Source organism: Enterococcus sp. BWT-B8 (assembly GCF_020567625.1).
GTDB lineage: Bacteria > Bacillota > Bacilli > Lactobacillales > Enterococcaceae > Enterococcus_L.
This window is the reverse complement of sequence record NZ_JAJDJV010000014.1, coordinates 68,747-84,825: the sequence shown is the minus strand read 5'-3', so window position 1 is coordinate 84,825 and position 16,079 is coordinate 68,747. Positions and strand designations below refer to the sequence as shown.

Sequence of the window (16,079 nt, the reverse complement as noted above, 5' to 3'; positions counted from 1 at the left end):
CTTTCATTAGTTATTATGAGTGAAAATGATAAAAAGTTATTAAAGAGTCTTTTTATCTATAATATTAGAGTTGTAAATGATTGTCAATCAAAAATACTTTGAATTTCCCCGTTTTTCACTAAAAAGCCTATTATATCAGCAGTTACAGAAGCTGTTTTCTAAATAAATGAAGGATACTTCGAAATATTGTTAGTTCAATGCTTTTCTGTATTAGTGTCAAAAATTGGGGGTAAATTCAAAAAAATACGAAAAGAATTTTGATTATTTGGGTTTAAGTATCGAATTGATTTATTAAGAGAAAAGCGGAGAAGAAGCTGTTAAAGATTTAGAATGTTGGATTACTTCTATTTAAGGGCGGAATTATCTGAAAGGACTGAAATCGATTCTCATTAGTTACTGATGTAAAGCTCCTTCTTTTCAACTATAATGAGAAAAAAGCAGTTTTACTGGAGTGGAAAGGAAAAGGACTGGGTTTCAGAAGGGAGAGACGAATGCAAAAGATTTTGATTATTGAAGATAACCATCAAATTGTTGATGTTCTGGAAAAATATCTGCAAAAGGAAGGGTATGAAACGAAGCATATTTATGATGGAAAAGAGGCATTGGATTTATTTCCAACTGAGCCTGCAGATCTGATTTTGCTGGACATTATGCTTCCAAATGTTGATGGTTTTACCATCTGTAAAAAAATTCGAAGGACCTCTATTGTGCCGATTATTATGATTACTGCAAAGTCTGAAGATGCAGATCGGATTCTTGGCTTGGAGATTGGTGCAGATGATTATATTGTGAAGCCTTTTTCGCCCAAGGAAGTAGTTGCACGAATAAAGGCATTGCTGAGAAGAATTGATTTTGAAAAAAATACTGTGGATTCAGCTCTTTTTTATGGCAATATTTTTATTGATCAAAAGACAAAAGAAATAAAGATAGGTCATTCAAAAGTTATTCTGACTAAGAAGGAATTTGAGCTTTTAATCTTGTTTCTTCAATATCCAAAGAAGGTGTTCACAAGAGAGAATCTTTTGGACAGTGCTTGGGGAATGGATTATTATGGTGATCCGAGAACTGTTGACAGTCATATTAAGCGATTGAGAGTGAAGCTGAAAACAGCGGGTTCTTCCTGTAAAATAAAAACGATTTGGGGAGAAGGCTATGCGCTTGAGGTGATGGAATGAAAAAAAGTATATTAGGCCGTCTCATTCGATTGGTTTCCACATTGCTAATTATGATGACTATAATGATCGGAGTGTTGTTTGCTGTCATTTTTTCAAAGCAGACCGAGGATCTCCATATGGAAGAAGTAAGTCACAGAGGAGAAATCATTCAAAATACCTTGGCTGATTACTTTTCAGGAGAAACACTTTCTTCCAGAATGGGCAGTGGTCAAAACAATCATAGTGGGATGATGGGTTATGGTACTTATTTGAATTTTATTAATCAAATTGCCGGAGACTATGTCTGGGTAGTTGATCAAAATAAGCAGGCGCTTTTAAATAGTCACCATGGAAATACAACAGATCAGGAGTTGCCTGAAGCAGCCGATCAGTTGATTGAAAGCGTGTATTTAAGCAAGAGCTCAGCTTCCATTAAAGAAGGAGGTCTGTTTCAATTATCTTCGATCACGATGGTGTTGCCCATTCTTGTGGAAAATCAAGTGGTCGGTATTGTTGTGATGTACTCCGATGTTGCCAGTATTCATCAGAATCAGGCAAATGGTTATTTAATTTTACTTATCAGTATGCTCATCGCTTTACTTATCAGTATTCTGCTGTTGATCAGACTGGCCAGAGACTTTGTTTCACCAATCAGAGAGATGGAGAACTATACAGATGCATTAATTAATGAAAAGTATCCTCCGGCTTTAAAGTTCCAAACAGAAGATGAACTGAATGAACTGGCTGAACGACTGTCTATTTTAAGTAAGCGACTTGAGCAGGCAAAAAATGAGCAGGAAAATAAAATACGGGGAGAAAAAGAATTTCTTTCACAAATTTCTCATGAATTAAGAACGCCAGTAATGGTGATGAAGAGCTCTCTGGAAGCTTTGACGGATGAATTAGTTACTTCTCAGAAAGAACTGAAACTATATCATCAGCAATTGCTGAAAGAAGCAGGGTGTTTAGAACGGCTGGTCAATGATCTATTGGAATTAAGCAGACTTCAATCTGTAGAATTTAGTTTAAATATGGAAAGTGTTGATCCTCTTGAAATTATAGAGGATGCAGTCAGAGCTTACCGTTGGAAATTGAAGGAGAAAGGCCAGGTATTAAAGATAGACAATCAATTGACAGAGCCTGACTACATTTATGGAGATCACGTCCGGCTTACTCAGCTGATGAAAAATTTACTGGACAACGCAAATAAATACAGCAATAATAATTCAGAAATTCTGTTAAGTATCGAAAAGATTAAGAATCAGCTTTGTTTTAAACTCAAAAATCAAAGCGGCTCTATAAACCCTATAGATTCTCAGGCGTTATTTGAAACGTTTCACAGAGGAAACCGCATAAATTCAGAAGAGGGAACAGGCTTGGGACTGGCTATTTGTCAGCAAATCATCCAACGGCATTCGGGAGAAATTACCATTGACAATGAGTCTGGATGCCAGGTAGTCGTTACTTTTTATTTACCAATAGAGAACACCCGTTGAAAAAGCCGGCTCTTTTGTCACACTTCTGCCATAACTTCTTTTTACACTGTAAAGTAGATAGAGAAATGAGGTGAGGAAAAATGAAAAAGAGAACAAGTTTAATGGTGGTTATTGGAATGATTGTGTGTTTACTCATAGGCTTTTATGCACCGATAGTTAATGGTCAGACAGCAATATCTTCTGCTGAAGCAGCAGCTTTTCGAGAAAAGTCCGGATTACAATTAGCAAATTTGACTAGAAAGACAGTCGGTTTGATAGCATTTTGCAGAGACGAAGCAGTACGTGTCCAGACAGAAACAACAAAACAGGCAATTCCACAGCAAACTAAATTAGAAGAAAATGCTGGACTGACGGCCATTGATAGAAAGGAATCTGAACAAACTGTTGATTTGGTTCAACCAGATGCTAATCAGCCAATGACTCAAAATGCAGGTATCTGTAACGGGATGGGCCATTGGAATGAAATTTGCGATGGCAGCTGTACGACTCAGGGAAATCAGCCGCCAGGTACAGGTATTTGTGATGGAACAGGAAATCATGCGGCAAATTGTGCAGGTACTTGCAGTTATTATAATCAGAGAAATGCCGGAGATTCCCCAGAAAATAACCAAAATCAGAATACCATGCATAATGGAGCTATGAGAGGTCGGGGATATCATCATGGGGGGAATCAGTCTTCCAGTCACGGTACTGGGCATCGTCGCTAATTTATAGTTGAAATAAAAACAAATGCAGAATCTAAAGTACAGAATAGCTAAAAAAAAGTATTTTTGGAGTGGAGAAATTCACTCCTTTTTTGCATTTCATTGCAGAATCTATTAAGTATTTAATCTGAGGGTTCTTATCCCAACCTTTTAAATACAGCAGGAATTTATAGGTTTATATAAATATATATCAATCTATAAATAATTAATTTTATTTTTTTAAACATTTTAATAACTAATATGAAAAGTGAACGGCTGCTATGAGAGAACTTGAAAAAATGCTGGAAACTTTAGGGGAAAATATACATATTTCTGTCCTTTTTTATGTTGATTACGGTCAATTTATTCATTAATTGACCTCGGGGGATATATTTGTACAGTACCTCACCCGATGAAGGCAGAAAAAAGATTTTCCAGAAAAACTCCTCTAACCCTAATGGTCCAGTCGGTCCCTGTAGCAATTGGAAATTATGTTTAGATTGGCAAGAATATTAGTATTATGCCTAGAGTTGCGATTGGAGATCATGTGGTGGATTAGAAAATATTGTGACCAAGTCTATATCGGTACAGAGTGTGGCAGTTGGGAATCCATGTAAAGTGAATAAAGTAGGAAGCAAAGAAACAGAATTGCAGCTAAGTATTTTTCCGTTTATCTTAAAATTTTTTATACAATAAAGCCCTATTTTGAGTGTTCCTGTCAAAATCAGGCTGTATTTATTTTAAATTCAGAAGTTACATATAGTCTTAATGATTTCAAACCTTGTTTTTTATTTGGATATTCTGAATAGAGAGAAAAAACGGAAAAAATCAGGAAAATTGAGTATATAAGAGCGGTTATAGTAGATAAGTAAAGAAGATAATACTTTCTAATTTCTAAAAAAATTTATTGGAATTGAAGATTTACGGTTAAAGAGCTGGTTCAATTATATGTTGACAGTAGATTCATTGAGCTTGGTTCTAAAAATAAGTTAAAGGAGATATAAGTTATGTTAATTTTCCCCGAAATTGATAAGAAAAAAACGAAACAAAATGCCCGCCTGACATTGCGGACTTTTCCTCAGTTGAGTCGGTTGGCAAGAACTGAAAAACTACCTAAAGTTACGGCAAGTTATTATTTTGACTTAGGTGAGGATGAAAAGAACCATAAGGAAGAACAGGTTGTTGAAAGAAAAATTTTGGCAGAGGTTGAACTAAAGCAAATTGCTTCGGCGATTAATAAATTATCTGCATTTGAACGTCGGCTGATCTATGACAAATATATAAATAATAAGGAGACAAATGTTGCTCTGTCTTTAAACTACCATATAAGTGAAAGTAAATTTTACCGGGAGCTGGATGGAGCGCTGTTGCATTTTGCTGAATCTTACGATGAGGGACAACTGGTGAAAGTAAAGCAAGGGTCTTCTGGGAGTAAAGTGAAAGTTTAAAATCGCCTTTTGGGTATAGACTTAATTTACCGATGAGAACCGGCGCCGGATTGGTCGGGAGAAAGGAGGATCCTAAAGGAACAGAAGAAGACATTTTTGGAAGCCCAAAAATGAAGGAACTGTTCATCTGTAGATAGGTTTTTGACACATTATTTATGAACAACGAATAAGAAAAGCATAAAAAGAATGAGGATAAATTTTCTGTTGAATAAAGCAATATACGAAAAGCATCCAAAAAGACGTATAGGTATTTATTCAAAAGAACCGTATCTGCAGTTGGGAAACAAGAGATGGACTTTTATGAGAAAATTGCTGAATATTTATTGAAGCAGCTGGATATTGATTCAGCAAGTCTGAACAAGCAGGGAGAAAAAGAAATTATTTTTCGACCATTGACAAATCAGGAGAAAGGTATAGCTATTTTGGATGAACCATCAGAAACAGAAATTCGTTTTTTAGATCATTCCAGATACTATAATGTAAATTTTCAGGTGTCAATAAAAAACAGTGATCAGAAAAAGGCACGACAGGAATCATATCTTATTTATCAGGAGCTGGACGATTTTCCCAGACCTGACATAAATGGAGAGCTCCTGACTGTGGTAAGTGATTCGGGCAGCTTTATCCTTCGTTCCTGCGAAGGAGTCCAATTACCTCAGTTACTGGAAATAACTGATAATGAAGAATTTATTTATATTCTCAAAATCAAAGCAAATCTATTAATTCAAAAAAACTAGGAGGAACAATGATGATCAAACAAACATTTATGAAACTTGCACCGGAGACAGGAGCAACAGGCTTTGCACCAAACTGGATGAATAAATATGAAGTGGGTCCCATACCGACAGGAGATACTGAACCGCAATTATTTGAACTAGCAGCAGGAATCCAAACTGTAGAACCGACAACTGAAGAAGAAACAGAAACTTATGCTTATTATGGAGACAAAGGCGGCAGCAATATTGATGTTACTAGCGTCACAAGTGCGTATGCATTTAAAGGGCACCGCCGTTATAAAGATGATCCAGCACAAGACTTTGTTCGTGACTGCCTGTCTAAATCAGGAGATGGCCGTTTGATTTATTTCCGTCATACAGAACCTGATGGACGAATTCGTGAAGGAAAATCAACACTAACAGGAATTATTCATACTGGTGGAGACGCAAATATGCGAGGTAATTTTGAATGCACGATTTCATTTAACGGACTACCAAAAGATACAAAAGCATAGTTGTCAGCCAGTGAAAAGCAGAACCAGTGTATCGACTGATTTAAACCTAAGCTACGCTTCTATACCAAGAAATGTGAGGCATATCCAGTAGTATTGAATACCATCCTGCTAATACTCCTAGATGAGCTAGCCTCTATTCAAGGAATATTTATAGAGGTCACGCATATCATTTCACTAAATGTTCTTACACAAGTGAAACTGACAAAGCAGGATTGGCAATCTCGCCAGCTGTTCTTGTAAAAGTGGGAAATCCTTGTATCTACTTGGAAATGCGTGGGCAACTATCCAGCTGTTTTTGAAGCTGCTCGTTCTTGTCATTGAAATATATAAGTTAAAAAATTCGACTATTGAACATCATTTATAGACGATCTTTTAGTGTAATTTCTAAGTTGGTCAGAGCACTAGGTAATAGTGATAGGTAACGTACTATCACATGCACTGTGGAAATGCAGAAACAGAATATCAGGATAAAAAATCAGAATATTCAGACTTCAATACTGAGTTTCTGCATTTCCATTACGTTCTAAACAGATCCATGGAGGAGGAAAATATATGTCAAAGCAAATCAAAAATAATAAAGAAATCAATGTCAGTTTAAGCAATGGTTTTATTCCAGTAAATATAGGCGGTTTGGAGTTTAAATTACTGACCAGTGATCGTAAAAGAAAGGAATATCGTCAGGTACTGGCAAGTCTGGAAGAAGAACAAAAAGTACTTTTGAAGCAAGCCGATGAATTGAAAGATACTTCGGATGAAATCTCAGAAACAGCTGTTTACGAAAAAACTATCAAGATCATCAAAAAAGCAATTGATACAGTTCTTGGAAAAGATGCATTTAACCAACTCTATGAAAAAGCTGGGGAAGATGCCGAAGCCATCCTTGATGCATTTATCGGGGTAATGGAGCAATATCGGGCTATTCAGGAAAAAAATAAACTGCAGCAATTTGTTGACGGGAAAAAGAAGTGATGAACAATGACACTTTCATTGGCCTGGGGCTTAAATGACGAGGTAGAAATAGCCGGAAATCACTATCAGCTGAATCTTGAGTTTTCAAGTGTACTCAGATGGTATGAGGTGTTTCAAAATGAAGAGGAAAGTGAGCATTTCAAAGTTCTTTTAGCACTGGTAATGCTGGGAAATCTTACGGAAGAAGAACTGGAAATGATTCCATGGGAACAAAAAGAACAGTTGTTTACTGTTATTTTGAAAAAGATTTTTGGTGAAGTCAAAAATATTGCCGGAGAAAATAAAGACTTAATGGGAAATGTATTGATTGAAGAGCGTCCGCCTGAGACAAAGTATTACGATTTGATTGAAGATACTCCGTATATTTATGCCAGTTTTCGTCAGGATTATGGAATTAATCTGATGGAGGAAAGAGGGAGAATGCACTGGGAAGAATTTTCAGTGTTGCTATCTGGTCTAAGTGAACAGACGAAGCTCAGAAAAGTCATTGATATTCGGAGGATGAAGATTCCTGAAAAATGCAGCATGGAGGAAAGGCAGCAGATTCTTGAAGCGAAAAAAGCTGTTGCGTTAAAAACAAATCATGAGGCAGCTGTGTTCGAAGCAATGGATTTGGTGGAAAGAAGACGCTGGTACGAAGAAAAACAGAAACGAGGTGAAAGAAAATGAGTATGGAAGAAATACGCGTAGCACTGGCTGTTAACTCTTCACGAGCTGACAGTGTGCTGGATGCTTTTGAACAACGGCTAAACGACCTTCAGTTGGTTGAGTCGGTAATGGTTGAAGTGGACACAGGTGATGCAACAAGTGAAGTCGAAGTGCTAATAGACCGAATGACGCAACTGTCTGCAGAGTCTTTAAATACGGCAGGAATAGTCTCGAAAAAATTGAACAATGCATTGAAATCTATTTTTAATGCGGCTGCCGAAGCAAGCGGTCAGGACAATTTTTCTGCTGTTATGCAAAGATGGAAGGAGGCAGTGGAAAATATAAAAGCAGCATTTGGGCAGCCGCTACTGGAGCCGTTTACAAAAATGATTGAGGTTGCTTCAGATGTGGTGAACCGTTTTGCGGATTTTTTAAATAGATATCCAGCTATTGTTTATACAGTTACCGGAGCGCTGGTGGTTTTTGCAGCTGCACTGAAGTCAATTTTGATTGTTAATTCAATAACGACAGCGATCGGTCCGACAATCAGTGCACTCAGAGGATTTAAAACTATGCTGATGGGTGTTGGTGGAGCAGGTGGTCTTCTGGCAAGTCCGATCTTTTTAGCTGTTGCGGCGATTACCGCATTAGCCGTGATTCTTTATACAGCCTATCAGCGTTCAGAAACATTTAGAAATGTTGTGCAGGCTGTCTTTGAATACTTAAAAGTAGCTACGGCAGTTGTAATAGAAAAAGTTAAGAATTTTAGAGCTTCGGTAATAGAAGCCTTTACGTCAGCTTACCAGAACTCTGAAATGTTAAGAGGAGGAATGGCAGTTGTTTTTGAATTCATTAAAAACATTTTGGGGACAGTGACCGAAAAGCTGTCTCTTTTTAAAGAAGCCATTCTTCAAGCTTTTCAAAGTGGAGATATGTCCGGTCTTTTAGAAATATTTAAAAACCTAATTCCGACAATTATAGGTTTTATTTTGGGAGGAATTCCCAAATTGCTGATTATGGGGACTAAAATGATTGCCTCAATTGCAGAAGGAATGGGAATATCTGTTCCAGAATTGTTAACGATGGTAGTCGAATCAATTATGAACGTTATTATGGAAATCATCAATATGCTTCCTTCATTTATTGAGACAGGTGCAGCGATGCTGACAGGTTTAATTGAAGGAATTGCAGGGATGCTGCCAGGGCTGGTTGATGCCGGAATTGGGATTATTACAGGATTACTTACAGCTATTTTGGAAAATCTATCACTATTGGTTGAATCAGGGGTGGCCCTGTTAAATGCTCTGATTGAAGGTCTGATGACTGCATTGCCGTTTATCGTTGAAGCAGTCATTGTTATTGTAACGACATTTGTTGCACTTTTAATTGAAAATTTACCGATGTTGCTGAATGCTGGAATAAAAATTCTGCTGGCAATTATAGCCGGTCTGCTCGAAGTCCTGCCAGCTCTGCTTGAGGCAGCGGTAACAATCCTTACGGCACTAGTTTTTACGCTGATAGAAAACCGGGCACAAATCATTGAAGTAGGCATTACTCTGGTATGGGCATTAATTGAAGGTCTGATTGCAGTTCTGCCGCAACTCATTGCCACAGCATTTATGTTATTAACGGCACTAGTTTTTACGCTGATAAAAAATCTGCCAAGAATTTTGTCTGTCGGCGTGCAATTAATTACGGCATTAATTACCGGATTGCTGAGCATGCTCGGGCAATTACTCGGAGCGATAGGAAATCTTATGCTGGGGATTCTCTCAAAAATTGGTGAGTTCCTAGGACAGATGCTTATAAAAGGAATCGAACTGATTACAAATCTAATTAACGGGATTGGTCAGAAAATTAGTGAAGCTGGTACAAAAGCCGGAGAAATTGCCCGCTCAGTCATTGATGGAGTAACCGGATTTGTTAAGGATATGAAAAATGCTGGCGTGGATTTGACAATGGGCTTTATTAATGGGATAGACAACATGATAACGGAAGTTAAAGAAAAAGCAGCTGCTTTGGCAAAAGGGGCAGTGGATACGGTAAAAAAATGGTTGAGAATCGCTTCACCTTCCAAGGTAATGATTCAGATGGGCGAATGGACAGGAGAAGGATTTGGTGCTGGAATTGAAGCAATGATTGCTCCTGTCTCAAAACTGTCTAAGAAACTGGCTGAAGCGGCAACGATTGATGCAGTGCCAAATGCAGATCTTTCAAATATGCTGAGTACAAAATTAAACAATGAATTAGGTATGATGAATCTCAGTGCCAATCCTGAACTGCTTCATACAGGTGCTGCTTCAAGTGCGCTGGTTGCCAAATATGATTCGGCAGTATCTACCCATGGAAACAATCAACCGCCGATGTATTTTGAAGCAACTTTTGAAGCGGATGGTCGTGAAATTGCTAAAGGAACAGCTAAGTTTATGAAGCCTGAAATTGACCGGATCAATCGCGCAGATGCAAGATTAGGAGGCGAGAGAATTTGAATGATTTTACAGTGATTTTTAATGGAGTTGATTTGTCTCCTTATTTAAGGGTGACAGAAGACTTCCGCCGGGGAATCGGCACAACAAGAACGAATCATACGCTGCAGGTGGGAGCCCACCATTTCAAACGATATACCGGCTATAGTCTGGATGAAAAGATCATTGAGATGCCCTTTGTAGTAAGAAATGATTTAATAAATAAAAGAAGAGAACTGGCTCGGATACTGAATGTATCCGAACCGGCACAATTAATTTTTACAGATGAGCCAGATAAATATTATATGGCTCTTCCAACCGGAGATATTGATGTTTCGGAAAAAAGATTCCTAGGGTTCGGCACGATTACCTGGCAGATTCCGGATGGAGTTGCATACAGTGTTCAGGCGAAGGAAGCAACCAACCGTAAAAAAGATGTTCTGGACATTTATAATTCTGGCACATTTGAGTCATTTCCGAAGATAGAGGTGCAGATGACTTCCGATAATGGATTTGTCGGCTTTATTAATGATGAAGGAGCGTTACTCCAATTTGGCGATCCTGATGAAGTCAACGGCGTTGCCTACGAGAAATCAGAATATGGCATTATTGATATTTGCGGAGTTAACTTTTGGGAGGATACATTTGCAAAATCTAAGTGGCGTACAAACGAAGGCTTTGTTGTTCAATATAAGGGAATGGAGTGCAAGCAAAGTGGCAGCGGTTTATCCTACGATGTCTATAACATTAGTTATGATCCTTGGGCTGGGCAAAAATTTCCAAGTCTGCGAACAATAAGTTATGGAACAGGTGAAGGCTGGCATGGCCCATCTATTACCCGCCCGTTTACACCGGATAGTGAAGGGAAAGATACTGCCAAAAACTGGACCTTTGAAATCGGTCAATTTTTTATCTCGGGCTCTGTTGAACAAGCTGGGATGCAGCAATGGCTGGTAAACACTCCAGAGGGTAAAAATGTTGCTGGTATTATTTTTGTAAAAAGTAATACAAGTGCGCATGAGATGACATGTTGTCTGGTTATTAACGGACAGGTTGTGAAGGAGATACCTTCAAAATCCTTTACCGGAAACATGCTTACCGGCTGGTGGGGAGGTTCATGGAAGGTGGATAAATTTAATAATCAATTTACATTTACAACTCCTTCTGGGATATTCTCTTTCAATAATTCTGCTGCAGCAAATCTTGAAGGAAAATTCATTACTTTTTATGCGGCACAATGGAAGACACTTCCGGCAATGGCGGTGAATATATATACTTCCTGCAGATTCCAAAAGCATAATGTGGAGAAATGGATTGATATTCCCAACAAGTTTGGTGAGTATGATGTTCTCTCTATTGATACTGGGAAGGGAACGGTTTTATTGAATGGATTGGAAACACCTGGACTGGGAGCACTTGGAAATGACTGGGAACAATTTATGCTGAAGACAGGGGAAAATCAAATTCATTGTCTGTACTCTGAGTTTTCAAAGAAGCCGGAGATGAAAATCAGCTTTAATGAGGTGTTCTTATGATTCTATATTTTGCGGATAGAAAGTTTTCCATCTTGGGAATGGCTTCAACAGGAACTTTACCAAAGGCACTAAAATTCTATGATGACACGGAGTCACAGGAAATTGAAAAGGGGTCTTCTATTCTTACTGGCTATTTATCTATTGAAGATAATCTGACAGAAATCAACCGCTTAACTCAAATCGGTAATTACCTGTTAATGCAGGACGAAGATAAGCAGATTCGTTTTTATACGATTATTCGAAAAGAAAAAAACAGGAAAAACAGAGAAGTATTCATTTATGCCGAAGATGCGGGATTAGATCTTCTTAACGAAGTGGTGGACCAGTGGAGTGAGCCTGCCAAAGAACAGCCGATTTCCTATTACATTAATCGTGCAATTTATGATTCAGGATTTGAAATTGGTCAAAATGAAGTTTCTACACTTCAAAAGAAACTGCCATTTTCTAATGAAGAGACAGCGACAAAACGTTTATTGGCAATTGTTGAAGCATTTGATCAAGCAGAATTTTCCTTTCGGTTTGAGATAAAAGGAATGAAAGTTGTCAGGAAATATATCGACATTTTTCAAAAACGGGGAAATGAAACACAAATTGAATTACGACTCAACCGAGATATCGATAATATCGTTACAGAAGAAACGATAGAAAATCTTGCGACAGCTTTCAGAGTTTACGGAGGAAAAACCGAAGGCGATTCTGAAGGAATTACATTACAGGGATACAACTATGATGATGGGCGCTTTTACGTAGAAGGGATGTACCTGCTGGACAGACAGGCATTGTCAGTCTGGAGCCGTTATTTAAGTGAAACAGGGACAAATGTTGGACACATTGTCGCCAATTTTAACTACGATACATTAGATAAAGATCTGCTCTGCGCAGAGGCTGTAAAGGAGCTGAGAAAACGTTCTGAGCCGGAGATCAATTATGAAGTAGATATTGCTTTCCTTCCAGATGATGTACGAATTGGTGATACAGTCAATATTGTTGATGATGAAGATAATTTGTATTTACAGGCAAGAGTTTTAAAACTGGAGCGTTCCAGATCTAACAAGAAAGCGACAGCAGTTCTTGGAAACTATTTGATAAAGTCCAGTGGGATCAATCAGCGGCTTCAAGATCTGGCTGATAAAATTCAGACGATAAAATCAGGAGATACCTATTTTCCGTGGATTCGTTACGCTGATGATGAGAATGGAAAAAATATTTCCGCTATGCCTCTTGGTAAAACATATATGGCTATAAAATACGGGTTAAATCAGCCGACGCCTTCAGATGATTCCAGAGATTATGATGGTCTTTGGGTTAAAATCATCGGTCAGGACGGACAGGATGGATTAGAAGGACCGCCAGGGCAAAATGGGCTGCCAACTTATACGTGGATTCGCTATGCAGATGATGTAAACGGAAATGAGATCAGTGAGAATCCTGAGGGCAAGAAATATATTGGAATTGCCCATAACAAGGCAACGTTAACCCCTTCAACAAATCCCAAGGAATATATTTGGTCGGCAATGTATGACGATGAACAACTGAAAGCACTCCAAAATAAGGTAGAAGGCATTACCTATCCATTCACCTCTTCCAAGGAGCCGTCGAATCCTAAGGCTGGACAACAGTGGTGGAGGCAGGATATTAATAACCCTGACTCAATTACCGGCTATTTTGTTTGGGACGGAAAGAAATGGAATCCTCAAACGATTCAGCAGTCCATATTGAATATTATAGAACTAAATGCCGTTAAAATTTTTGGTGGAGAGATCACTGGCACAGTCATGACCGGATCAAAAATAATTAATACGTTTGACATGATGGATCAGGGAGCTCGTCTGGTCGGATTGACGAAACTGGATGCCGCCAAATTACGAATGGAATATGTTGTTCCAGAAACCAGTCAAAGTGGGTTCTTGGAAATTAACCCTCAGGAGCTGCTTTGCCGAATCAATGATTCTGATGGAAATCAGTTGTCTGCATGGGCTTTAAGCAATCAAGGATTACGACTTGCTTATGGTAATAAAATTGGTGTACTTAGCTATGATTCTCTGATTGATCATGATTGGTACTACCTGACTTTGGCTTCAGGACTTTCATGGGAGTATCCAAATGAAAACTGGTATCAACCGAAAATAAAGAAAATTTATATTCAGGGAAAGAGTGGAATCCAGACCGCCGGAATTATTAAAAGAACAACTGCTGGTGGAGGTGATGGTTTTTGGGTTTCTATAGGAACATGGAAGCCATCGGAAATGCTGGTCTTTCCATCCCGAGATGTGACGATTACCGGAACTATTCAAGATGGTACAAGTGCAGCGATCTCTTTTCAATCCAACGGCAACATTAGGATGAGATGTCCAAAGAACTGGACAGAATTGCGTTGGGATGCCTGTGTAATTGTTCAAGATTAAAGCGGGATGATTGATCTGGAAAATAAAAATATAGGCATAATAAGAGTTAATATCAAATCATAAAATAAAAAATTTGAAAGTTGATTGTTGTAACAAGTTCATCAATAAGTAAAACAAAAGAAGAGGTGAAAGAATGAATACTCAAAAAATAGTAATAGATTTAGAGAAACAAACACGAAATCCATCGAATTATATTGTTTTGCGTCAGGGAGATCAAGGGTTGCAAACCGTTGAAATTCTGGTAAAGAAAAACGGGGAAGTCTTTTCTCTTGAGGGGCTGACCCTTAAGTTTGAAGGAAATCTCAGCAACAAATTATATGTTAAAGGAGATGCGACAATTACGACAGCAGTAGAAGGGGAAGCGATGTATACTTTTTCAGGGCGGGATACTTCAGTGACAGGGCGCTATCAGGTAGCATTCTTCCGTTTATATGATTCAAAAGGTCTGTGTATTTCTTCAGAAGACGTTATCGTGGATGTAAAAAAGAATGCAGATCTCAGCAACGGAGAGGCTAAAAAATACGAAACAGAGTTTACTAAATTGCTGAATCAGTTTAATCAGGAATGGACAACTTACATGACTGATAAGAATGCTTCGCATGAACAATTGGAGAAAATATATATAGAGTTGATTGAAAAAGCTGATCAGATGGAGCTTGATTTGTCTGTTTTAGAGAAGAAAATTGATGGATTGAACGCCTACACTAAAGCAGAAGCAGATAAGAAATTTTTTAAAGCAGCACAGGATATTCCTGAAAGTGCTGATTTGAATGATTACAGAAGCGAAGGCCATTATAATTGTTCATTAAATTTAACCACTAAAACATTAATGAATTGCCCAGTTCAGCTGGCATTTAGTTTAGAGGTCACGAAGCATAGCGGTATACACCAAAAATTAATTACACATCCTATTTCCGGCTGGCTTACATTTGAACGGAATTTTTACAATAACAGTTGGGGAGAATGGAAAGTTACTACGAAAGATAACTTCGGCAGAAGAATTAGTACCTTGCCTAAGTTACCTCAATCTTTATTGGAAATACAGGAACCGGGAACTTTCTATATTACGGCTGCAGAATTGGCGGCAATGACCAATGAATCTTCCCTTCCTTCAGATGTAAAAGGTGCCGGTTGGCTCATTAACACAGCTGGAGATACTGCAGGCGGGGTTTATCAAATGTGGCTCAGAAATACTTCAGCGGCGGCTTATCATGCTAGACCTGTAATCAGAATAACAACTCCAACCGTTGCTTATGCCTGGAAAGAACTGGCAGATGCCGGGAAAACGCAGAATGTGAAATTGACTGCGGATACAGGATATACAACACTAATTCAAAATATGTCACCTACTGTTACTAGCTTGAAAGCATTATCTGCCTATCCAGGTTGGTTTTATGTTAATTCAACAGAGGTACAGAAGCTAACTGATTACTCTGAATTGCCAATTTCCGGTGCAAAAGCCTGGTATGTTTTTAATATGCCTGCTGCCACTTCCTCCTCCTACTCTTATCAAGAAATATCTGTAAACAGCAGTAGTACGCCCAGAAAATTTTTTAGAATGGTGCATCCAACATCTGGTACAGGTGTTTGGAAGGAAATGGAAACAGCTCCGACTGCAGCCTCTGAAGTCATTCCAACTTTTGAAGAAGGCTTTGAGAACTACAGTTCAGATCCAACAAATATAAGTCATTGTATCATTCGTAAAGGAAGTGATGGCAGGTGTTACATGTATGGTGCTATTAAGAATCTAAATGAAATAGCTTCAGGTACAAGTGTTACGATGGCAAAAATACCAACCGAATACAGACCTGTTAGAAGTGTGATCATTTTACAGCAAGCTTCAAAATGTGAGGAATATTTATTACATGTTAATCAAGATGGTACTATTCAACTGGCACGCTATCGGACAGGTGGATCTTATACAGCAGTACCAGCAGGAGCCTGGTTAGGAACAATGTGCAGTTGGGAAACCGTTTAATTATAAAAATAGTTTGAAGGAATTGATCGTCAGAGTATGAAATTTCTGGTGTAATTATTGCAGAGAT

General features: G+C 38.2%; 12 protein-coding genes. All 12 read left to right on the top strand.

The features are described 5' to 3' along the window. The first annotated feature begins 491 nt into the window (after positions 1–491). The 12 genes from LI951_RS12735 to LI951_RS12680 all read left to right on the top strand — a co-directional run bounded on the left by LI951_RS12735 (position 492) and on the right by LI951_RS12680 (position 16,012). Positions 492–1,175: a response regulator transcription factor gene (locus LI951_RS12735; RefSeq protein ID WP_229442431.1), complete on the top strand. Its 684-nt coding sequence runs from the start codon at positions 492–494 to the stop codon at positions 1,173–1,175. Further along, positions 1,172–2,650: a sensor histidine kinase gene (locus LI951_RS12730; RefSeq protein WP_229442430.1), complete on the top strand. Its 1,479-nt coding sequence runs from the start codon at positions 1,172–1,174 to the stop codon at positions 2,648–2,650. The genes LI951_RS12735 and LI951_RS12730 overlap by 4 nt, the downstream gene beginning before the upstream one ends. An 80-nt stretch (positions 2,651–2,730) precedes the next feature. After that, positions 2,731–3,357: a hypothetical protein gene (locus tag LI951_RS12725; protein ID WP_229442429.1), complete on the top strand. Its 627-nt coding sequence runs from the start codon at positions 2,731–2,733 to the stop codon at positions 3,355–3,357. Positions 3,358–4,340: 983 nt separating this feature from the next. After that, positions 4,341–4,781 (top strand): ArpU family phage packaging/lysis transcriptional regulator, encoded by a 441-nt coding sequence (locus tag LI951_RS12720; RefSeq protein ID WP_229442428.1) that lies wholly within the window; start codon positions 4,341–4,343, stop codon positions 4,779–4,781. A gap of 290 nt (positions 4,782–5,071) precedes the next feature. Further along, a complete protein-coding gene (locus LI951_RS12715) occupies positions 5,072–5,518 on the top strand; it encodes a phage tail terminator protein (RefSeq protein ID WP_202067871.1) in 447 nt (148 codons plus the stop codon). Positions 5,519–5,526: 8 nt separating this feature from the next. Then, positions 5,527–6,012: a phage tail tube protein gene (locus LI951_RS12710; RefSeq protein ID WP_229442427.1), complete on the top strand. Its 486-nt coding sequence runs from the start codon at positions 5,527–5,529 to the stop codon at positions 6,010–6,012. A gap of 552 nt (positions 6,013–6,564) precedes the next feature. Then, complete coding sequence (locus LI951_RS12705) at positions 6,565–6,981, top strand: hypothetical protein (protein ID WP_202067870.1); 417 nt, start codon at positions 6,565–6,567, stop codon at positions 6,979–6,981. Positions 6,982–6,987: 6 nt separating this feature from the next. Continuing rightward, positions 6,988–7,650 carry a Gp15 family bacteriophage protein gene (locus tag LI951_RS12700; protein ID WP_202067869.1) on the top strand — a complete coding sequence of 221 codons (663 nt, stop codon included), beginning with the start codon at positions 6,988–6,990 and terminating at the stop codon, positions 7,648–7,650. Further along, a complete protein-coding gene (locus tag LI951_RS12695) occupies positions 7,647–10,118 on the top strand; it encodes a hypothetical protein (protein WP_229442426.1) in 2,472 nt (823 codons plus the stop codon). The genes LI951_RS12700 and LI951_RS12695 overlap by 4 nt, the downstream gene beginning before the upstream one ends. After that, positions 10,115–11,629 carry a distal tail protein Dit gene (locus tag LI951_RS12690; RefSeq protein WP_229442425.1) on the top strand — a complete coding sequence of 505 codons (1,515 nt, stop codon included), beginning with the start codon at positions 10,115–10,117 and terminating at the stop codon, positions 11,627–11,629. Before LI951_RS12695 ends, LI951_RS12690 begins: the two co-directional genes overlap by 4 nt. After that, positions 11,626–14,034, top strand: a complete 2,409-nt coding sequence (locus tag LI951_RS12685; protein WP_229442424.1) for a phage tail spike protein — start codon at positions 11,626–11,628, stop codon at positions 14,032–14,034. Before LI951_RS12690 ends, LI951_RS12685 begins: the two co-directional genes overlap by 4 nt. A 133-nt stretch (positions 14,035–14,167) precedes the next feature. Continuing rightward, on the top strand, positions 14,168–16,012 hold the full coding sequence (locus tag LI951_RS12680; RefSeq protein WP_229442423.1) for a BppU family phage baseplate upper protein: 1,845 nt from the start codon (positions 14,168–14,170) through the stop codon (positions 16,010–16,012). Positions 16,013–16,079: the final 67 nt, after the last annotated feature.

What these genes read in the sequence shown, in the direction of transcription:
- LI951_RS12735 (WP_229442431.1), top strand. Translation starts at nt 492, where the DNA reads ATGCAAAAGATTTTGATTATTGAAGATAACCATCAAATTGTTGATGTT.
- LI951_RS12730 (WP_229442430.1), top strand. Translation starts at nt 1,172, where the DNA reads ATGAAAAAAAGTATATTAGGCCGTCTCATTCGATTGGTTTCCACATTG.
- LI951_RS12725 (WP_229442429.1), top strand. Translation starts at nt 2,731, where the DNA reads ATGAAAAAGAGAACAAGTTTAATGGTGGTTATTGGAATGATTGTGTGT.
- LI951_RS12720 (WP_229442428.1), top strand. Translation starts at nt 4,341, where the DNA reads ATGTTAATTTTCCCCGAAATTGATAAGAAAAAAACGAAACAAAATGCC.
- LI951_RS12715 (WP_202067871.1), top strand. Translation starts at nt 5,072, where the DNA reads ATGGACTTTTATGAGAAAATTGCTGAATATTTATTGAAGCAGCTGGAT.
- LI951_RS12710 (WP_229442427.1), top strand. Translation starts at nt 5,527, where the DNA reads ATGATGATCAAACAAACATTTATGAAACTTGCACCGGAGACAGGAGCA.
- LI951_RS12705 (WP_202067870.1), top strand. Translation starts at nt 6,565, where the DNA reads ATGTCAAAGCAAATCAAAAATAATAAAGAAATCAATGTCAGTTTAAGC.
- LI951_RS12700 (WP_202067869.1), top strand. Translation starts at nt 6,988, where the DNA reads ATGACACTTTCATTGGCCTGGGGCTTAAATGACGAGGTAGAAATAGCC.
- LI951_RS12695 (WP_229442426.1), top strand. Translation starts at nt 7,647, where the DNA reads ATGAGTATGGAAGAAATACGCGTAGCACTGGCTGTTAACTCTTCACGA.
- LI951_RS12685 (WP_229442424.1), top strand. Translation starts at nt 11,626, where the DNA reads ATGATTCTATATTTTGCGGATAGAAAGTTTTCCATCTTGGGAATGGCT.
- LI951_RS12680 (WP_229442423.1), top strand. Translation starts at nt 14,168, where the DNA reads ATGAATACTCAAAAAATAGTAATAGATTTAGAGAAACAAACACGAAAT.